At 72.3% G+C, this 19,613-nt stretch carries 17 protein-coding genes; 8 read left to right on the top strand and 9 right to left on the bottom strand.

Going from position 1 to position 19,613, the window contains the following annotated elements; all coding sequences use genetic code 11:
• Positions 1-15: 15 nt before the first annotated feature.
• The 3 genes from ACFOYY_RS18665 to ACFOYY_RS18655 all read left to right on the top strand — a co-directional run bounded on the left by ACFOYY_RS18665 (position 16) and on the right by ACFOYY_RS18655 (position 3,108).
• Complete coding sequence (locus tag ACFOYY_RS18665; protein ID WP_030507271.1) at positions 16-231, top strand: helix-turn-helix domain-containing protein; 216 nt, start codon at positions 16-18, stop codon at positions 229-231.
• Positions 232-360: 129 nt separating this feature from the next.
• Positions 361-1,170, top strand: coding sequence for an enoyl-CoA hydratase/isomerase family protein (locus ACFOYY_RS18660; RefSeq protein WP_352013157.1), 810 nt, complete (start codon positions 361-363; stop codon positions 1,168-1,170).
• Between the two features lie 51 nt (positions 1,171-1,221).
• Positions 1,222-3,108: an ABC transporter ATP-binding protein gene (locus tag ACFOYY_RS18655; protein ID WP_386190405.1), complete on the top strand. Its 1,887-nt coding sequence runs from the start codon at positions 1,222-1,224 to the stop codon at positions 3,106-3,108.
• Positions 3,109-3,112: 4 nt separating this feature from the next.
• On the opposite strand, the gene ACFOYY_RS18650 is transcribed toward ACFOYY_RS18655, so the two are convergent.
• Positions 3,113-3,994: a sulfotransferase family protein gene (locus tag ACFOYY_RS18650; protein WP_352013155.1), complete on the bottom strand. Its 882-nt coding sequence runs from the start codon at positions 3,992-3,994 to the stop codon at positions 3,113-3,115.
• Between the two features lie 81 nt (positions 3,995-4,075).
• Between ACFOYY_RS18650 and ACFOYY_RS18645 the strand changes: the two genes are divergently transcribed.
• From ACFOYY_RS18645 to ACFOYY_RS18635, 3 genes are all read left to right on the top strand, one after another.
• Complete coding sequence (locus ACFOYY_RS18645) at positions 4,076-4,993, top strand: S66 peptidase family protein (RefSeq protein WP_362777367.1); 918 nt, start codon at positions 4,076-4,078, stop codon at positions 4,991-4,993.
• Between the two features lie 38 nt (positions 4,994-5,031).
• Positions 5,032-5,970: a hypothetical protein gene (locus ACFOYY_RS18640; RefSeq protein ID WP_386190404.1), complete on the top strand. Its 939-nt coding sequence runs from the start codon at positions 5,032-5,034 to the stop codon at positions 5,968-5,970.
• 218 nt (positions 5,971-6,188) lie between these two features.
• A complete protein-coding gene (locus ACFOYY_RS18635) occupies positions 6,189-8,696 on the top strand; it encodes an Hsp70 family protein (RefSeq protein ID WP_386190403.1) in 2,508 nt (835 codons plus the stop codon).
• A 69-nt stretch (positions 8,697-8,765) separates the two neighbouring features.
• Here the strand turns inward: ACFOYY_RS18635 and ACFOYY_RS18630 are convergent, their stop codons facing one another.
• Positions 8,766-10,673, bottom strand: a complete 1,908-nt coding sequence (locus ACFOYY_RS18630) for a dynamin family protein (protein ID WP_352013151.1) — start codon at positions 10,671-10,673, stop codon at positions 8,766-8,768.
• Complete coding sequence (locus ACFOYY_RS18625) at positions 10,670-12,550, bottom strand: dynamin family protein (protein WP_362915894.1); 1,881 nt, start codon at positions 12,548-12,550, stop codon at positions 10,670-10,672. The genes ACFOYY_RS18630 and ACFOYY_RS18625 overlap by 4 nt, the downstream gene beginning before the upstream one ends.
• 259 nt (positions 12,551-12,809) lie before the next feature.
• On the opposite strand from ACFOYY_RS18625, the gene ACFOYY_RS18620 reads away from it, so the two are divergent.
• A complete protein-coding gene (locus tag ACFOYY_RS18620; protein WP_352013149.1) occupies positions 12,810-13,382 on the top strand; it encodes an RNA polymerase sigma factor in 573 nt (190 codons plus the stop codon).
• A gap of 5 nt (positions 13,383-13,387) precedes the next feature.
• Here the strand turns inward: ACFOYY_RS18620 and grpE are convergent, their stop codons facing one another.
• From grpE to yczE, 4 genes are all read right to left on the bottom strand, one after another.
• Complete coding sequence (gene grpE / locus ACFOYY_RS18615; RefSeq protein ID WP_386190402.1) at positions 13,388-14,248, bottom strand: nucleotide exchange factor GrpE; 861 nt, start codon at positions 14,246-14,248, stop codon at positions 13,388-13,390.
• Positions 14,249-14,330: 82 nt separating this feature from the next.
• Complete coding sequence (locus ACFOYY_RS18610) at positions 14,331-14,579, bottom strand: hypothetical protein (RefSeq protein ID WP_352013147.1); 249 nt, start codon at positions 14,577-14,579, stop codon at positions 14,331-14,333.
• 166 nt (positions 14,580-14,745) lie between these two features.
• Positions 14,746-16,506 carry a glycoside hydrolase family 15 protein gene (locus ACFOYY_RS18605; RefSeq protein WP_352013146.1) on the bottom strand — a complete coding sequence of 587 codons (1,761 nt, stop codon included), beginning with the start codon at positions 16,504-16,506 and terminating at the stop codon, positions 14,746-14,748.
• Between the two features lie 33 nt (positions 16,507-16,539).
• Positions 16,540-17,145, bottom strand: coding sequence for a membrane protein YczE (gene yczE / locus ACFOYY_RS18600; RefSeq protein WP_352013145.1), 606 nt, complete (start codon positions 17,143-17,145; stop codon positions 16,540-16,542).
• A 75-nt stretch (positions 17,146-17,220) separates the two neighbouring features.
• Here yczE and yczR point away from each other — a divergent pair, with 75 nt between their 5' ends.
• Complete coding sequence (gene yczR, locus ACFOYY_RS18595; RefSeq protein ID WP_352013144.1) at positions 17,221-18,654, top strand: MocR-like transcription factor YczR; 1,434 nt, start codon at positions 17,221-17,223, stop codon at positions 18,652-18,654.
• A gap of 3 nt (positions 18,655-18,657) precedes the next feature.
• On the opposite strand, the gene ACFOYY_RS18590 is transcribed toward yczR, so the two are convergent.
• Positions 18,658-18,903 carry a hypothetical protein gene (locus ACFOYY_RS18590; protein ID WP_386190401.1) on the bottom strand — a complete coding sequence of 82 codons (246 nt, stop codon included), beginning with the start codon at positions 18,901-18,903 and terminating at the stop codon, positions 18,658-18,660.
• 86 nt (positions 18,904-18,989) lie between these two features.
• The gene (locus ACFOYY_RS18585; protein ID WP_352013142.1) at positions 18,990-19,601 is read right to left on the bottom strand and encodes a trimeric intracellular cation channel family protein; all 612 of its coding nucleotides are present in this window, start codon (positions 19,599-19,601) and stop codon (positions 18,990-18,992) included.
• Positions 19,602-19,613: the final 12 nt, after the last annotated feature.

Raw genomic sequence — 19,613 nt, 5'->3', positions numbered from 1 at the left:
CTACAGGAGGTACTCGTGGCCGAGACTCTCAAGAAGGGCACCCGGGTGACCGGGGCCGACCGTGAAAAACTGGCCGCCGATCTGAAGAAGCGCTACAGCGCCGGTGAGAGCATCCGGGCGCTGGCCGCTTCAACCGGCAGGTCATACGGCTTCATCCACCGCATCCTGAGCGAGTCCGGTGTGACTCTGCGTGGGCGCGGCGGCGCCACCCGAGGTAAGTCGAAGCGCTGACCCCGCCTCGGAAACGCGCGACCGCAGCCGCTCGTCCTCCGCTGACACGTCCCGCTCGGGCCTGTAGAACCTCCTTCTAGAGAGTCGATAGGCTCGGGCGAGACGTACGAACGACAGCTGGAGCGGGCGATGGCGGAAGCGGCGATCGGGGGGAGCGCGGAGAAGGTCTCTCACGAGGAGGCCGGTCTGCGCTTCGAGGTGGACGGCGAGATCGCGACGATCACGCTGGACCGGCCGGAGAGGCGTAACGCACAGACGTTCGCCACCTGGTCCGAGCTGGCTCGCATCGGTGACTCCCTGCCGCAGCAGGTGAGGATCGTCGTGGTCCGAGGTGAGGGGCCGTCCTTCTCGGCAGGCATCGACCTGCGTCTGCTCAACCCCGAGGGCATCCCGGGTCAGGGTTCGCTCGCGACTCTCGCGGCGGCCGACGACTCGACCTTCGAACAACGGATAGCCCAGGCGCAGCGGGGATTCCTGTGGTTGCGCCGCCCGGACATCGTCTCCATCGCCGCCGTGAACGGCCACGCGATCGGAGCCGGGTTTCAGCTGGCCCTGGCCTGTGACCTGAGGATCCTGGCCGAAGACGCCACACTGTGCATGAGGGAGCCCGCCCTCGGGCTGGTCCCCGACCTGACGGGCACCAAGCCACTGGTCGACCTGGTCGGCCTGCCCAGAGCCCTTGAGATCTGTCTCACCGCCCGTGCCGTGGGGGCGCGGGAGGCGGCCGCCCTCGGCCTCGCCGAGCTGGTCGTCGCAGGGGAGGAGCTGACGCGGGCCGTACGGGATCTGGCCGCCGCGCTGCTGTCGGTCGACAGGGGCGCCGCGACCGCGACCAAACGCCTGCTCCAGGGGGCACGGGAGCGCACGCTCAAGGAACAGGGCGCCGCCGAGCGCCGGGAGCAGATCGCCCGGGTCAGGGCGTTGTTCGCCGGGAGCTGACGAGGGAATGCCAGGGCCCGCCACGGTGCTCGCACCGGCGGAGGAGGCCACATGACGATGATGGGCGGGGGGTTCGGCCCCCAGACGATGCGTTCCCTGCGGCGTGACAGCTCGGTGACCAAGGAGCGGCTCGCGCCGGGCACGGTCAGACGCATCGCGGGCTACGCGCGCCCCTTCACCCGGCACATCCTCGCCTTCCTCACGCTGGTCGTGGCCGGGTCCGTCATCGTGATCGTCAACCCGCTGCTGATGAAGGCCATCATCGACGACGGCATCACCCCGGGCCGCTCCGGCGTCGTGGTCACCCTGGCGGGGGTCATCGCGGCGCTGGCCGTCGCCGACGCCGCGCTGACGCTGGCGCAGCGCTGGTTCTCCGCCAGGATCGGCGAGGGCCTGATCTACAACCTGCGCACCGAGGTCTTCGACCACGTGCAGCGCATGCCCGTGGCCTTCTTCACCCGCACCCAGACCGGGGCCCTGGTCTCCAGGCTCAACAGCGACGTGATCGGCGCGCAGCGGGCGCTGACGAGCACGTTGTCCTCCGTCGTCTCGAACGTGGTCATGCTGGTGCTGGTCCTGGGCGCCATGCTGGTGCTGTCCTGGCAGATCACGCTCGTCGCGCTGGTGCTGCTGCCGCTCTTCCTCCTGCCCGCGAGGTGGGTCGGCAGGAAGATGTCGGGGCTCACCCGCGAGCAGATGCAGCTCGACGCCGAGATGAGCTCCATGATGACCGAGCGGTTCAACGTCGCGGGCGCCACCGTCGCCAAGCTGTACGGCAGGCCGCAGGAGGAGGCCGACGCCTTCGGACGCCGGGCCGGCCGGGTGCGTGACGTCGGTGTCGTCGTCGGCATGTACGGGACGGTCTTCCGGGTCGCGCTCGGCCTGGTCGCCGCGCTGGCCACCGCCCTGGTCTACGGCGTGGGCGGCGTGCTGGCCGTCGGCGGCGCCTTCGAGCTGGGCACCCTCGTCGCGCTCACCGCCCTCCTGATGCGCCTGTACGGCCCGCTGACCAGCCTGTCCAACGTGCACGTCGACGTGATGACCGCCCTGGTCAGCTTCGACCGGGTCTTCGAGGTGCTCGACCTGAAGCCGATGGTGGCCGAACGGCCGGACGCGGTCGCCGTCCCGCCGGGGCCCGTGACCGTCGAGTTCGAGAACGTCCGCTTCCGCTACCCCGCGGCCTCGGAGGTCTCGCTCGCCTCACTTGAGACGGTGGCCCGTCCCGAGACGTCCCCCGGCCAGGAGGTGCTGCGCGGGGTCTCCTTCACCGCGAGGGCCGGAGAGATGGTCGCGCTCGTCGGTCCCTCGGGGGCGGGCAAGACGACCGTCACCAGCCTGGTCTCCCGGCTCTACGACGCCGACGAGGGCACGGTCAGGATCAACGGCCTCGACGTCCGCGACGTCGGCTTCGCCTCCCTGCGTGAGAGCGTCGGCGTAGTCATGCAGGACGCCCACCTCTTCCACGACACCATCGGGGCCAACCTCTCCTACGCCAGGCCGGACGCGACGGAGGAGGAGATCTGGGAGGCCCTGCGCGCCGCGCAGATCGCCGACCTGGTCGAGGCGCTGCCCGAGGGCCTGGAGACCGTCGTCGGTGACCGGGGCTACCGGTTGTCCGGCGGGGAGAAACAGCGCCTGGCGCTGGCCAGGCTGCTGCTCAAGGCACCCAGGGTGGTCGTGCTCGACGAGGCGACCGCGCACCTGGACTCCGAGTCCGAGGCCGCGGTGCAGCGTGCCCTGAAGACCGCGCTGGCCGGGAGGACCTCGCTGGTCATCGCCCACCGGCTGTCCACCGTCCGGGAGGCCGACCAGATCCTGGTCGTCCAGGACGGCCGCGTCGTGGAACGGGGCCGGCACGAGGAGCTGCTGGCCGAGGGAGGGCTCTACGCGGAGCTCCACCGCACCCAGTTCAGCTCCCCCTCGGGGCCGCGGGAGTGACGGCTCAGCGATAGCCGAGCCGGGTCAGCTCCTCACGGGCGACCTTCCCGACGAGTTCGGCGTCCGTACCGCGCAGCCGGGTGTGCCAGACGCCGACCTGTGGCGCGTGCCTGCCGTACAGAGCGACCTTGGAGACCCGGGTGCCCAGAAAGTCGGACAGCCCCTGGGCGGCCTCGGCGGGGGAGGCGGCCAGGTCCTCGTAGCGCAGGGTCAGCAGCTGCTCGCGGGGCAGCTCCCGGTGGAGCGTGGCCGACAGGCGTACGGCGCTGCGCCAGCGCAGCGCGCACTTGCCCGCCGTCGGCATGGCCTTCCAGCGCTCCCCGTGCTCGCCCGAGTTGACGCCGAGGAAGGGGTTGGGGAACTCGGTCTCCTCGCTCAGCATGGCGGGCCTGAACCACGAGAGCGCCGCGGGGTCGGCCATCATGTCGGCCGCCACGTCACGGCCGTCCCTGATGAGCTGGACGAACCTGGCGTCGGGGAACGCCTGCAGCAGCACCGAGGCGCTGTAGATCAGGTCGGGACTGGCGTCGCCGAACCGGGCGACGGAGCCGGAGGTCACGCACGGGCCCTCCCCGGTCACCCCGCCCGCCTCCCGGCAGGGGGCCGGGCACTCCCGGCACGCGCCGGGAACGATCTGCCACGACTCGGCCAGGGCGTCGCGCAGCACCCGGGTCGCGCCCATGCCCCTGCGGGTGATGGAGGGCCGCCTGGCGAAGGCGTACACGACATGGGTCACCGAGGCGCGTCCCATGGTGACGTGGAAGCCGGGGGAGCGCTTGAGGGCCCGGGCAAGCAGATCCGAACCGGAGTGCGGGGCGGCGAGCACGAACACCGGCTGGCGGACCTTGATGCCGTTGACCACGAGGATGTGGGTCGGAGGTCGCATATGTGAGCCCAGTGTGGCACCGTTTGGGGGGTGAGCGAACCGGTCGCGCCCGATCCCGTGCCCGATTCTGTGCCTGATCCTGTGCGTGATCACGTGACCGTCCCGCGCAGGCTCCGCCCCGGTGACCTGGTCGCGGTCGTGGCGCCCTGCGGGCCTCCCGACCCCGAGCGCCTGGCACGCGGGGTGCGGCTGTTACGGGAGCTCGGCCTGGAGGTCGTCACCGGAGCCCACGTGCTCGACCGGGAGGGCTACCTCGCGGGGACGGACGCCGCGCGGGCGGCCGACCTGCAGGCGGCCTGGTGCGAGCCGGACGTGGCCGCGGTGTTCTGCGCCAGGGGCGGTTACGGGGCGACGAGGGTGCTCGACCTGCTCGACTGGGAGGCCATGCGGGCCGCGGGGCCGAAGACACTGGCCGGTTCGAGCGACGTCACCGCGTTGCACCGGGCCTTCGCCGTCATGCTGGGTGTCGCCTCGTGGTTCGGGCCGATGCCCGCCTGTGCGACCCTCAGTGACCCGGAGGGGCCGGAACCCCGTACGCTTGAACATCTCGCCGCTGCCCTGTTCGGCACGCCCGCGCCCGTCGAGGGAGATCGGGTGATCGTTCCGGGCCGGGTCGAGGCGCCGGTGACCGGCGGGAACCTCAGCCTGCTCGCGGCGCTGTGCGGCACGCCGTACGAGCTGCGGGCGCGGGGGAGGATCGTGTTGCTTGAGGACGTCACCGAGGCGCCCTACCGGATCGACAGGATGCTCACCCAGCTGCTCATGTCGGGGGCGCTGGACGGGGCCGCGGGCTTCGCCCTGGGCTCCTGGGAGCGCTGCGGCGATCCGTACCCGGTGCTGCGGGAGCGGCTCGCGCCGCTCGGGGTGCCGGTCATCGCGGGCCTTCCCGTGGGGCACGGCACACCACAGCTGAGTGTGCTGCTAGGGGCACTTGGTGCTATTGATGCAGAATCGTGCTCTCTGACCGGCTCAAACACCGCCCCCGTGGAGGCAGTCTAGGTGCGGACCTAGGAGGAGAGCGCAGAGGGGATGGGCGTGTGAGGCTGTTCCGGCGGCGTCGCGACCGGCAGGCCAGGAGAGCCGCGCGGCCGGTCGAGGACGTCGATCTCGACTCCCTGCTCTCCCTGGTCGCCGACACCCTCGGCTACTCCTGTGCCTTCTCCGCCGACGGCGGGACGCTGACCCTGTCGGACTCCGGCGAGCGGACGGTCAGGCACGTGGTACGGCTGGCGGGACTGCGGGCCGAGGCGCGCAGGCGCTCGCGCGAGGACTGGCCGGTGCTGGTCTCCGAGCACCTGTCCCACGTCCTGGCCACGGCCGGGGAGCCGTTCGACGCCTGCGACCTGGACCAGGTCCGCCCGCTGCTGCGCACCCGGCTCCAGCCCGCCGACGACCTGGCGGGCGCCGTCGTCGGCCGCCACCTCAGCGCCGACCTGGTCGAGGTGCTGACCGTCGGGTACGGCGAGGCCGCCAGGCCGCTCCGTCCCGAGGAGGTCGGATGCTGGCCGGTCACCGCCGCGCAGGCGCTGGAGGAGGCCGTGGGCAACGCGGCGGGCGACGGGCGGCTGTCGGCCGACGCGATCGACCTCGGCGGCGCCACCGCGCTGCGGCTGAGCGGCGCGACCGCCGGCGCCGCCGCCCACCTGCGTCGCCTGGACGACTACCTCCGGGTGCCGGCCGACGGGGTGCTGGTCGCGCTGCCGAGCCGTTCGGAGATGATCGTCCACCCGGTCGAGGGCATCGAGGTCGTCCGTGCGATCGAACGGCTGCGGCTGTTCGCCCAGCGCGAGTGCGACCTGCGGGCCGACGGGCTCAGCCCCCAGGTCTACTGGTGGCACGAGGGAAGGCTCACCCTTATCAGGGCCGACCTCGTCAGCCAGGACGGCCAGATCCGGCTGGTCGTGGCCCCGCCCAAGGCGTTCGCGCGGGTACTCGCCTCCCTGGCCACCCGCCCGGAGGGCGGCCCCGGAGGCTGAGACGGCCCGGGAGGCCACCACGGGATCACTACGGGATCACTACGGGATCACTACGGGATCACCGTGAGAGCGCGGGGAACCGTAAGATGGTGCCTTCCCGCCCCGCACTCATCCCGAGGAGCCTCCCGCGCACCCCGGCCGCCCCCGGCGTGCCCGCCACGATCGGCCGCGGCCTGTGAACGTGGGACGACCGGGTCCGCATCTACGAGGAGTGGCAAATGGCGCAGTGGTGCCTCGGCGTCGATCTCGGGACGAGTTTCTCCGCCGGGGTCATAGCCGCCGAAGGGCGCTTCGACGTCCTGGAGGTCGAGGGGGAACGGCGCATCCCCTCGGCCGTCATGCTCGACGAGCGCGGCACGCTGGTCGCGGGCCGGATCGCCCAGCGGGGCATCGCGCTCAATCCGGAACGCGTCGAGCGCAACCCCAAGCGCTACGTCGGCCGGGGCCGGATGCTGCTCGGCGGGGTGCCGGTCGCCGTCGCCGACGCCATGGCGGCGCTGCTCGAACTGTTCGTGAGCGAGGGCAGGAGGCGTTTCGACGGAGCCCCGCCCGACTGCATCGCGCTGACCCATCCCGTCGCCTGGGGTGAGGACCGCAAGGCCGTACTGCTTGAGGCGGCCAGGCAGGTGGTGCGCGGGGTGCGGATCGTGCTCGTCGACGAGCCCGTCGCCTCGGCCCGCTACTTCGCCACCGCCAAACGGGCCGACGGCTCCCACCTGGCCGTCTACGACCTCGGCGGCGGCACGTTCGACGCGGCCGTGCTCACCGCGGACGGCAGCGACTTCAAGGTCGTCGGCGAGCCCGGCGGCAGCGACGAGATCGGCGGGGAGGTGTTCGACGAACAGATCTTCGCCTTCCTCGGGGCGCAGATCGAGCGCCTGGACGCCGACTGGTGGCAGCAGGTGACCAGCAACCCGGAACGCCGCTACGTGAGCTACGCCGCCGACCTGCTCAAGATGGCCAGGGAGGCCAAGGAGGCGCTGTCGAAGTTCGACACCTCCTCCCACTACGTGGTCGGCATCAACGAGGACGTGCACATCGCCAGGAGCGACCTGGAGGACCTCATCGGGGCCGAGATCGTCAAGACGGTCGACATCCTGGAGGAGACGATCCGCGGGGCCGGGATCACGCAGGACGAACTGGCGGCGGTGTTCATGACCGGCGGCGCCAGCCGGATGCCGCTGGTCCAGGAGGCCGTGCGCGACAGGCTCGGCGACCGGGTGCGCACCTACGACGACCCGAAGATCGTCGTCGCGTACGGCGCCGCCCAGCTCGCCTGGAAGCTCAAGGTCGAGCAGCGGGACCCCGAACAGTCCCAGAGCGTCCCGGCGGCCCGCGCCGAGCCCTCTGCGCCCGCCAAGTCCTCTGCACGCCTCGGTGTCACCGGCGGCGGGCAGGTCTTCACCGGCCCGGAGGGCGGTCACACCGGCGGCCACAAGGTCGTCCCCGGGAACGGTCCGCAGGGGGCGCAGCGGGGCGCGCAGGACGGGCCGGTCGTCCCGGGCGTGGCCAAGGTGCTCGACGGTGTGCTTGAGGCCCGCGCCGAGGCGGGCAGGGTCTTCGTCCACCAGGCCTTCGACAGCGGCCACCTGCTGCGCAGGCTCGACGGCGTCGAGGGCAGGCACGACCGTGAGCTGCGCTTCGGCAGGCTGGTCGAGTGGGACGTCTCACGTGAGGGCGTCGCCGCGGTCGAGCAGGTCGGGCCCGCGCAGACCCTGGTGCGTGTCCTCACCCCCGACCTGGCCATCCGCGGCACCCACCCGCTCCAGGTGTGGGGCAACCCGACCGTGATCGCGCACGGCCGTACCGCCTGGGTCTTCTTCCAGCCACGACAGCCGGTCCCGGTGGACAGCTCGGTCGGCCTGCCCTGGGGGGAGACGGGGCAGCTGTCGGTGGTCGAGTTCGACCTGGGCGGGGGCTTCATGTTCCAGGCGCCGCAGCCGCGCGACCTGGGGCCGTACACCCAGTGGTTCCTCAACGAGGACAACCGGTCGCGGCGGCTCGTCGACCAGGAGGGGCCCAGCGGCAACGACCCCGCGCCCTCCGTCGGAGCGCCAGGCTGCACGGTGGTGCTCGGGCAGTTCAGCAGCAACAAGCCGATGTTCCAGAACAGGCACCACGACTTCAGGCCCTGGCAGGTGCTGTGCCTGATCGACCCCGGCGGTGTCGTGCGCCCGACGGTGCGGGAGCCCGGCCGTAGCTGGCTGCACCAGGTCGTCCTGCACAACGGCAGGTGGTTCACCTCAAGCTCGGCCGGTCTTGAGGCCGACACCGCCGACGGCAGGACCAAGCTCGTCATGCCCCGCCCCAGGGCGGGCGCCCTGCGCTGGGTCCCGGCGGGCGGTCAGATCTACGCGGTCGGCGCCGACCAGGTGAGTCCCGCCAGGGGCTGGTCGGTGGGGATCTTCAACCAGCGTTCGCACACGCTGGAGTTCCTGATGGGCAAGCAGTCGGCGACCCTGGCCGGTCACCTGACCTCCCGAAACCGCTGGGAGCGGCCGAGACTGGTCGTGGACGGCGACTCGATCTGGATGACGATGCTGGACGCCGGTCGCAGCAGGCTCGTGCACGTCACCCCCTCGGGGGCGCGGGAGGTGCACCGCACGCCGGGGTTGTTCGAGCCGGTCGTCCGGGTCCCCAGCGGCCTGCTGTGCCTGCACCGGCCGGGAGACGCCACCGGCGCCACCCGTGACCAGCCGGCGGCCCTGGTGCACCTGCCGCTGTGACGCCAGGAAGACGACCGTGCCCCCGGCGGACGTCGCCGGGGGCACGGGGCGCGAACGGGGACAGGACGGTCAGGGGGCCGATCCCAGGGCGGCGACCGCCGCGGCGAGCTCCTCACGCAGCTCGTGGCCGCGCCTGGTGAGGGCGTTGATCGCGGCGATGCGGTCCTGGCCGGACTGCCGCGACCTCTGGCGGTCGGCGGCCGAACGGGCCGAGGCGGACTTCAGCTCCGCCCGCCTGCTCTCAAGGTCCTTGCGCCTTCGCATCAGGTTGTCGTCGGCGGCCTGCTCGACGCTGACCCGCCAGGTGGCGACCATCCGCTCCAGGTCGAGGGTCATCTCCCTGGCGACGACGGAGAACTGGTCGCGCAGCGCCCCCCTGATCGCGGCCTGGTTGCGCTGCACCTTCTCCAGCGAGCGCCGCCCGAAGAAGATGGAGGCCCCGATGGCGGGGGCGACCAGGAGGAAGCCGACGGGGCCGAGCATGGCCGCGGCCAGGCCGCCGAACGAGGCGGCCATCGAGATCGAGGGCAGCACGTCCCGCACCATGTCCACGTCGACCGGCGTGTCCGCGGCCTGGTCCCCCTTGACCTGGACCTGCGACAGGTTGGGCATCGCGCGCCTGTCGGAGGTCAGCTCGACCGGGTCGAGGCCCAGGTCGCGGGCGAAGGCGTCCAGCGTGGTCCTGGCCAGGTTCTCCACGTCGTAGACGATCTGCGACCAGACGGCCTCAAGTGAGCGCTGGACGCTCTCCGGCAGCTCCGCCATGTACCTGTCGATCTGCTCCTGCTTCTTCAGCGTGGCGATCGCGTTCTCGTACGGCTGGCGGATCTCGGCCACCCGGGCGGCCACGATCCCGCCGACCTCACGCCCGAGGAAGGTGTTGGCGACGGCGCCCGCCCTGCGCTTGGCCGTCAGTTCCCCGAGGGCGGCCAGCTCCGCGTCCAGCTCGGCGAGCCGTGCGGTGACGTCCCCGGCGTCGTCGGAGCCCGCGGCGACGTCGTCCTGCGCCCCGGCCGCCAGTGAGTTCAGCGCGGAGAGCGCGGCGGCGACCACGGTCGCGCCACGCGCGGACTCCCGGCCGTCGGCGAACCCGCGCAGGTACCGCTCCAGGACGTCCATGCCGCTGCGGGCCCGCAGCGCGTCGGCCCGTTCGGTGCGTCCCTCCCGCCGTTTCGCCGCGGCGGCCTCGGCGAGCTTCGAGCTCACCGGAATCCAGGGCGCCCGCAGCAGCGGGCTCAGCGTCGCCGTCCTGCCGGGGTCGGCGGCGATCGCCTCGGTGACGAAGGTCCTCAGCCGGGCCTTGTTCTCCTCCTGCAGGCTGTGCCAGTTGGTGGAGTCCTCCACCTTGGTCAGCACGAACACGATCGCCTGGACCCGCTCGGCGGCCTCGGCGAGGAACTCCAGCTCGTGCCTGAGCACCGGCTGGTCCTGCGCGCTGAGCGTGAACAGCAGGGCGTCGGCCCGCTGGAGCATGGCCACGGTCACCTGCCTGTGCCCGACCGTCAGGCTGTCCACCCCGGGGGTGTCGAGCAGCCGCAGGCCGTCCAGCAGCGGGTTGTCCAGGGTGACGTCCACGCTGACGACGTCGCGCCGCTTGCCCGCGTCACCGCGCATGGAGGCGTAGTCGGGGATCGACTCGACGGTGATCGGGGTCTCGACGAGCCCGGTGTCGGTGTTGCGGTGCACGACGGCGGTGAGGCGGGGGCCGCGCCGCAGGGAGAGGAAGCAGTTGGTCGCGACGTCGGCGTCGACGGGCAGCAGGTCGGGGTGGCCGACCAGGGTGTTGAGCAGGCGGCTCTTACCGCGTTTCTGCGCGCCCGCGACCACGATGTCGGTGCACTCGTCCTTCCACCTGGCCGCGCTCGCGGCCAGCACCTCGGCCAGGTCCGGCCTGCCGCACCGGCCTGCCAGGCCGTGGACCTCGTTGGCGTAACGCAGCAGCCGGGCCACCGGGCCCGCCTGGTCGGGGGTCGTCAACTGACGTTCTCCTGTCGGGATCGTGCCGGTGAGGGGGTGCCGGAGGGGCCGTCCGGCCGGTCGCACCACGCCCAGACGGCCTCGTAGGCCTCGCAGAGGGTCTCGGCCGCCCTGCGCTGCCTGATGGGCAGGGGTCTGTGGGTCAGCACGCGGAACCTGGCGGCCAGCGCGGCGGCGTAACCGGCCAGTTCGGCGCGGGGGGCCGAGGGCGGCGCGCCGAGCTGGAGCGCCAGTTCGGTCCCGGTCAGCAGCAGCTCGACGGAGCGCCGCTCGTCCGCGGGGACCATCGGGGACGAGCGCAGCGCCTCGGCCGCCGCCCGGTCCACGGAGACAGGGGGCAGCGGGCCCGCCCCCGTGGGGGTGGCCGGGCCCCGGTCCTCGGTGAGCGCCGCGCCGACGACGTCCTCAAGGACGGTCAGCACGTCCCTGGCCCGGTGCCCGCCGGTGCGGCCCTCGCTCATCATGGCCAGGGTGCGCCAGCGCATCGAGGCGGCGGTGGCCGCGGCGGCGATCTCCGGCTTCGGCGCCCCGGCGGCCAGGCCGAGCTGCTCGGCGGGGTCGTCGTGGCGGGCCATGCGCAGCAGCTCCGCCGTCATCTCCTCGTTCAGGACGAGCGTGCCCCTGCCGAGCGCCTCGGCCGCGGCGAAGATCCGCAGGCCGCCGAGCGCGGTGGCGATCGGCTTGTTCTCGTCGAGCTGGGCCGCGAGCGCGTCCAGGGTGACGCGGTCCGAGCCGAGCGCCGGGGTGCGGGCGAGGGCGCGCAGCCTGGTCAGGGCGTCGAGGGCCTTCAGGTGGTCGGCGCGGCGGGCGAAGTGGGCGATGCCCGCGGCGACCGAGCCGGTCGCGGCCTTCCCGGCGGAGGCGTATCCCGACCGTTCCAGCAGGTGCGCCGCGAGTGCCCCGGTGTCCCCGGCGACGCCCTCACGCAGCGCGCGCACCGCGGTCACGATGCCGTAGCGGTGCAGCTTCGCGACCAGGCGGTGCCGTACCTCGGCGGGGACGGGAAGGTCGGCAGCGGTGCGGAAGTCCTCCAGGTCGAGGAGGTAGTCCTCCAGGTCGTCCTCGTCCATCCGAGCCAGTTCGGACAGCGCCGCGAACTCCTCGGCGTCCGGCGGGCACGCCCGCGCGGTCTCGGCCAGCAGGCCGATCACCGGGACCACGTCGAAGACGGAGGTCCGCAGGTCCTGGTAGCCCTTGGCCGCCAGGCGGCGCGCGGTGGGCCAGGGGTCGTCCTCGTCGCCGCGCCGGTCGACCTGGCCCAGCACGGCCAGGGTGTTGACGCAGCTCATCCCGCAGGCGCCGGTGAGGCCGCGGAACTCGGCGAGGGTGGTGTCGTCGAACTTCTGGACGTAACGCAGCACGTAGATCATCGCCTGGGCGCGGTCGTCCTCGTCCCCGGAGCCGAACAGCATGCTCCTGGCGGCCTGTTCGTTGGCCGCCGTCACCGTGTTCATGCCGGGGGTGTCGACGATGGTGACCGTGCGCAGGGAGGGCTGGTCCAGCGTGACGCGAAGGCGCCTGATCCGGGCGACCTCGACCCCCAGGTCCGAGGGCAGCCGGTGGCCGGGCAGCAGCCGCGAGTGGGCGACGCCCCCGTCCTTCAGCTCGATCGTGACGAGTCCGTCGTCCTCGCCGTACTCGTACTGGGTGACGACGAAGGTGCACTCGCCCGCGTCGACCGGGGCGACGGGCAGCCCGAGCAGGGCGTTGACCAGGGTCGACTTGCCGCTGCTGACCGCGCCCGCGACCGCGACCCGCAGCGGGGCGTCGAGGCTCGCGCGCACCTGGGCGATCCGCTCGCGCAGCTCGGGCCCGGCGAGTCTGGCCGAGGTGGAGTCGCAGAGGTCGCGCAGCAGGTCGGCGGGGCCCGCCGTCACGCGTCACCGCCGGGTGCGGGCCGTGGGCGGGGGGCGGGCGGGAACGTCCGCGGCACCATGGGCAGGTTCTCCTCCTGTATCGGTTTCCCGGCCCTCCCTGAGGGAGTCGACGCAGGTCGGTCAGGCCGTCTGACTCGTGATGGGACGACCGGGAATGGGGATTATCACGGTCCAATATCATGGCGGACCACCACATACCGGGCGGTCGCGGAACGTGATGTCATTGGCTGATTTTCCGCTCCCGGACGATGGGTGACCGATGACGAGCGTGTCGCTGGGCGGGGCCGTCGAGGACAGGACCGAGGACGCCGCCGATGGTGAGAGCCTGCTCGTGGCGGCGGCCCGCGGGGGTGACGAGAGGGCCTTCGCCGAGCTGTGGTCGATGGCGCGGCGCCCGGCCTTCGGCGTCTGCTACCACCTGACCGGCAACCGCGCCGACGCCCTCGACGCGCTCCAGGACACGCACCTGGCGGCCTGGCGCGGCCTGCCGGCCTTTCAGGGCAGGTCGCCCTTCAGGGCCTGGGTGCTGGCCATCGCGCGCAACGCCTCCCACTCGGTGATCAGGCGCCGTCCTCCCCGGGACGCGCTCATGGCCGAGGTCGCCGAGGAACTCCTGGTCGCCGACCCCTTCGAGGACTCGGTCGCCAGGCTGGCCGACCTGCGCAGGGCGCTGACGGGGCTGCCCGCCTCCCATCGGGAGGCGCTGCTGCTGTGGGCGGGCGGACTGACCTACGAGCAGGTCGCGCTCTCGCTCGGGGTGCCGCTGAACACGGTCCGGGCCTGGATCCACCGTGCCAGGAGGCGGCTGCAGACCGGCCTGGCCGACGGCTGAGCGCCTCACCCCACACCCTCGCCTCCGGGCGCCGGGTGACGGTAGACGGCGACCTGCGGCACGCGGATCACCCGGCCGCCGTCGGCGTACCCCCTCTTGACGGTCTCCGCCACCGTGTCGTGCAGTTCGGGCCGGTCGGTCGGCTCGGAGCCGAACGCCTCGTGCAGGCGTGGGTCGAACCGCTGCCCGTCCGGGACGATCTCCCGCACCCCGGCCCGGTTCAGGCCGTCCCCCAGGGTGTCGGCCAGCCGGGGGTGGCGTTCGGCGATCTGGTCCCGGTAGCCGATGCAGGCCTCGACCAGGGTCTCCCTGCCCGGATGCCCTCCGGAGAACAGTCGCTCGACCTGCTGGGTGAGCGCCTGGCTGATCCCGCTGCCCGCCACCTCGGTGAGCGCCTCGGCCAGCGGGTCACGCTCGGGTGCCCACGGGTGCGGCGGCGCCTCGGCGGCCATCGTCCCAGGGGGAGCCTGGGGGGTCAGGGGCATCTGAGGGGTCTGAGGGGCCTGGGGGGCCGTCTGCCACGGCGGCGCCGGGGACGGTGTGGCGGCGACCGTCCGCCGGCCGCGCGACCACAGGTAGAGCCCTCCCGCGCCCGCCACGGCGACCCCGCCGCCGATCGCGAGCATCAGGGGGAGGGGGAGCGGGAACGGTCCGCCCGGCGTCCCCGTTTCGCCGGGCGTCACCCCCCGCCCCTTACGCAGGGGCCGTACGGCCTCTCCTTGGGAGACACCCGGCTCGCCGGGCTCCGATGACGTGGCGACGGTCCGCGTCTGCCCGCCCGTCTCCCCTCCCACGAGGCCGCAGGCGGTCAGTGCCGCGCAGGCCAGCAGGAGCATCAGGGGCAGGAGCGCGCGTCGATCTTCCATCGGTTGTCTTCCTCGTCATTCGCCCGTGTGGTCCGCGACGGGATCACACGTGAGGACACACGGGCTCACGCTGCTCGTGCGGTCAGGCGGTGGGGAAGGGGCCCGAGGTCTGGGTGTAGTCGGCGACGCCGTCGCCGTCGTAGTCGACCCGGGCCTCGTCGATGTAGCCGTCACCGTCGTTGTCGAGGTAGACGACGTCGGTCACCCCGTCACCGTCGGTGTCGTAGCGCTCCTCGTTGGCGTAGCCGTCGCCGTCGGTGTCGATCAGCTGGGCGTCGGCGCTGCCGTCGCCGTCGTAGTCGACCAGGTCGGAGGTAGCGAAGTCGCTCATGTTTGTTCCTTTCGGGTGGTGTTCAACAGGTGAGAGTGACCTTGGCCGTGTTTAGTTGCACCCGAGGGGAAAAATTTTTTCACGACTTTTCTGGCCTTCCGGATCCGCCGCATTTCGGCTCGTCAGCGCCCTCCCGGGGTCCTCCCGAGGAGTACGGCGGGCGGGGTCAGCTCAGCGCGCGGGCCGTGTGGATCAGCGGGACGTGGCTGAAGGCCTGCGGGAAGTTGCCGACCATGCGGCCGTAGCGGGGGTCGTACTCCTCGGAGAGCAGGCCGACGTCGTTGCGCAGCGCCAGCAGGCGCTCGAACAGCTCGACGGCCTCCTCCTTGCGCCCGATCATCGCCAGCGCCTCGGCCAGCCAGAAGCTGCACGCCAGGAACGCGCCCTCACCCCCCGGCAGGCCGTCCACGTCGTTGTCCTCGTCCAGCGGATAACGCAGCACGAAGCCGTCGACCATCAGCTCACGCTGGATCGCCTCGACGGTGCCGACCACCCTGGGGTCCTCGGGGGGCAGGAAGCCCACCATGGGGATCAGCAGCAGGGAGGCGTCGAGCTCCGCCGAGCCGTACGACTGGGTGAAGGTGCCGCGCGCGGAGTCGAACGCCTTGTGGCACACCTCGGCGTGGATCCGGTCGCGCAGTTCCCGCCAGCGCGCCACCGGCCCCGTCCTGCCGAACTCCTCGACCTGCTTGACGGCCCGGTCGAGGGCCACCCAGCACATCACCTTGGAGTGGGTGAAGTGCCTGCGCGGACCCCTGACCTCCCACAGTCCCTCGTCGGGCTCGTCCCAGTGGGCCTCCACGTATCCGAGCAGCTCGCGCTGGATGGTCCACGCCCGGTCGTCGGGCTCCATGCCCGAGGCGCGCGACAGGTACAGGGCGTTCATCACCTCGCCGTACACGTCGAGCTGGAGCTGGGTGACGGCGTCGTTGCCGATCCTGACGGGGCGGGAGGCCTCGTAGCCGGGCAGCCAGGACAGTTCGAGCTCGGTCAGCCTGCGCTCTCCGGTCACGCTGTACATGATCTGCAGGTCCTGGGCGCGGCCCGCGATGGCCCGCAGCAGCCACGCCCGCCAGGAGCGGGCCTCCTCCAGGTAGCCCGCGCCGATGAGGGCCTCAAGCGTCATGGTCGCGTCGCGCAGCCAGCAGTAGCGGTAGTCCCAGTTGCGGACCCCGCCGAGGTCCTCGGGCAGCGAGGTGGTCGGGGCGGCGACGATGCCGCCGGTGGGGGCGTAGGTGAGCGCCTTGAGCGTGATGAGCGAGCGGACCACGGCGTCCCGCCACGGACCCTGGTAGGCGCACTGGCCGAGCCACTCCTCCCACAGCTGCTCGGTCTGCGTGAGCTGCTCGAAGGGGTCGATCTCGACGGGCCTGGCCTCGTGGGAGGGGTGCCAGGTGAAGACGAAGGCCAGGCGTTCGCCCTCGGCGACCTGGAACCTCGCCTTGTGGGCGTAGTCGCCGCCCTGCAGCGGGATCGGGGAGTGCAGCCACACCGAGTCGGGGCCGCCCACGGCCTGCAGCAGCCCGTCGGTACGGCGCACCCAGGGCACGATGCGGCCGTAGTCGAAGCGGACGCGGATCTCGGTGGCCATCTCGACCGTGCCGGAGACACCCTCGACGATCCTGACCAGGTCGGGGTTGACGTGCCTGGTCGGCATGAAGTCCGTGACGCGGACCGTGCCGCCCGGGGTGTCCCACTCGCTCTCCAGCACCAGGGAGTCGCCCTTGTAACGGCGCCTGGTGGCGTCGGGCCGCCGGGCGCCGGCGGGACCGAGCCACCACTGCCCGTGGTGCTTGTCGCCGAGCAGTGCCGCGAAGCACGCGGGCGAGTCGAACTTGGGCAGGCAGAGCCAGTCGATGGAGCCGTTGCGGCCGACCAGTGCCGCCGACTGCATGTCGCCTATGAGGGCGTAGTCCTCGATCCGCATGTGCTCGACGCTAACGCCTCCGCGGCGTCCCGATCAGTCCTTGGGGCGCATCAGCGGCATGAAGAACTGGCTCAGCGGGCCGATCGCCAGGGCGAAGACCACGGTTCCCAGGCCCACGGTCCCGCCGAGCAGCCAGCCGACGGCCAGCACCGTCACCTCGATGAGGGTCCTGGCCGAACGGATGGACATGCCCAGGCGGTTGAGGCCGGTCATCAGGCCGTCGCGCGGTCCGGGGCCCAGGCCCGCGCCGATGTAGAGCCCGGTGGCCGCGCCGGTCGCGACGACGCCGAGCACCAGGTAGACCCACCGCAGGGCCAGCGGTCCCGGCTCGGGGGCCAGCCACATCGCGGCGTCGGCGAACAGCCCGAGGAACAGGACGTTGCTGAGGGTGCCGATGCCGGGCCGCTGCCTGAGGGGGATCCACAGCAGCATCACCGCCGCGCCGACCACGATGATCCAGGTGCCGATGGACAGGCCGAGATGGATGGACAGGCCCTGGTGGAAGACGTCCCACGGGCTGCCGCCGAGCCGTGACTCGATCTGCAGGCCGATGCCGACGCCGTAGAGCGCCAGTCCGGCGTACAGGCGCAGGAGGCGGCCGGGGAACGACCCGAGGGTGGGAAGTGTTGCCTCGCTCATAATGGCACTTATCGTCCATGCCATTACTGCCATCCAAAAGGGCCAATCACGAAAAGTGGCCTTATAGTGGGGTGGGTGGACCGCTATCTGAGTGGCGTCCAGCTCGCTCGCCTCCTGGCGATCGACCCCGGCGCCAAGCCGTACTACCGGACCCTGGCCGCGACCGTGCGGTCGCTGATCCTCGACGGGCGGCTGCCCGTGCGGGTACGGGTCCCGGCGGAGCGGCACCTCGCCGAGGCGCTGGGCGTCAGCCGTACGACCGTGACCTCCGCCTACGACCGGCTGCGCGAGCAGGGATACCTGGAGAGCAGGCAGGGGGCGGGGAGCTGGACGGCGCTGCCGGACGCGGGCTCGCTCGGCGCGGAGAACCCCTGGATCGCCGCAGAGGACGACGGGCTGCTGCCGCTGCACTGCGCGGCGCCGTCGGCGGCCAGGACGCTGCCCGCCGCGATCGCCGCCGCGGGGGAGGGCTATCCGCGCTACACCCTGGGCATGGGCTACGACCCGGTCGGGATCGCGCCGCTGCGCCAGGCCGTCGCCGCCCGGTACTGCGCGCGGGGGCTGGCCACCAGGCCGGAGCAGATCCTCATCACCGCGGGCGCCCAGCACGGCCTCCACCTGCTGGCCATGGCGCTGCTCGCGCCGGGCGACCCGTTCCTGCTCGATTCGCCGACCTATCCGCACGCCATCGACCTGGCCAGGGCGCGGGGCGCCAGGATCGTCCCGGTCGGCATCCCCGACGACGGCTGGCACCTGGACCTGCTCACCAGCGCGATGCGCCAGTCAGGGGCCCGCCTGGCCTACGTCATCCCCGACTTCCACAACCCCACCGGCCACCTGATGGACGACGCCACCCGGGCCGGGCTGGTGAGCGCGGCCAGGAGGCACGACACCACGCTGATCGTGGACGAGACCTGGAGCGAGCTGGACATCGACGAGGTGCCCAGGACCGCCCCGCTGGCCGCCTTCGACACCGACGGCAGGGTGATCAGCCTGGGATCGGCCTCCAAGCTGTGGTGGGGCGGCCTGCGCATCGGCTGGATCCGCACGGGCGCCGCCATGGTGCGCCGCCTGGCCGCCCTGCGCGCCTCGGTCGACATCGCGAGCTCCCTGTTCGAGCAGCTCGTCGTGGCCAGGCTCTTCGAGGACATCGAGGAGACCAGGGCCGAACGCCGCCGCAGCCTCGGCGCGTCACGGGCCGCCCTGACGACCGCGCTGGCCGAGCACATGCCGGACTGGGACTACACCGTGCCCAGGGGCGGCGGCTCGCTGTGGATCAGGCTGCCCGACCACTCGGGCAGCCTGCTGGCCGAGGCCGCCGCCTGCCAGGGCGTACGGCTGGCCCCCGGCACCTGGTTCGGCGTCGACGGCACGCTCGAAGGCAGGCTCCGGCTTCCCTTCACCCAGTCCCCGCAGGTCGTCACCGAGGGAGTGGCCCGCATCGCGGAGGCCAGGATCAGGGGCCCGTACGGCGCCCGCCCGGCTCCGCCGCTCACCCCCGCCCTGTGATCGTCAGGCGGCCTCCGCCGCCTCTCCGGCCTCCTGCAGGAGGCCGGAGCGATGCTGCTCGGAGAGCAGGTGACCGGCCCCGACGACGATCGCGACGGGCCAGTCGATGACCTTAAGGGCGCCGAGCACCCCCAGCACCGCGTAGAAGGCCAGCCGTTCGGGTGGCGGCACCGCCACCGTCCCGACCAGCGGCAGACTGACGGTGCAGGGCCGTCGCCCGTGGCCCGCGGTCTTCTTCCCCTTGGCCATGGTGGCCTCCCGTGAGTTGGACGCCTACCGCCGCGATGCCCGGGCCGTACGCCGTGTAACGCGACTTGACCAGGGTTTTCACCGGGCTACTCCGGCGCGACTCCCCGGGCGAGCGGGGCGCGCCAGCGCAGCCGCATCGCGGCGATGCGCAGCCCGAACCCGAGTACGGCGGCGGCCAGCGTGGCGGGCCAGCCGTGCAGGTCCAGGATGTAGAGCACGGCCATCACCGCCGAGCAGAACAGGGCGGGCACCGCGTAGAGCTGGCGGTCGTAGAGCAGGATGGGGATCTGCCCGGACAGGACGTCGCGCAGCACGCCGCCGCCGACACCGGTGGTGACCCCGAGCAGCGTCGCGTGCAGCGGGCTCAGGCCGTAGCTCAGCGCCTTCTCCGTGCCCACCACGGAGAACAGGCCGAGGCCCGCCGCGTCGAACACGTTGACGGCGGGCATCACCCGCTCCACGTGCGGGTGCCAGAAGAACACGATGGCCGTCGCGATCACCGGGGCGAGCACGTATCCGGTGCTGGAGAAGGCAGCGGGCCGGACGTTGAGGATCAGGTCACGCAGGATGCCGCCGCCGAGCGCGGTCATCTCCGCCAGTACGGCCATGCCGACCACGTCCAGTCGCCTGCGGACGCCCACGAGTGCGCCTGAGAGAGCGAAGACGAAGATTCCGACGAGGTCAAGCCATTGGTTCACTGATAAATCATC

It is taken from the genome of Streptosporangium jomthongense (assembly GCF_042650425.1).
GTDB lineage: Bacteria > Actinomycetota > Actinomycetes > Streptosporangiales > Streptosporangiaceae > Streptosporangium.
This window is presented reverse-complemented; position numbering and strand designations above follow the sequence as displayed.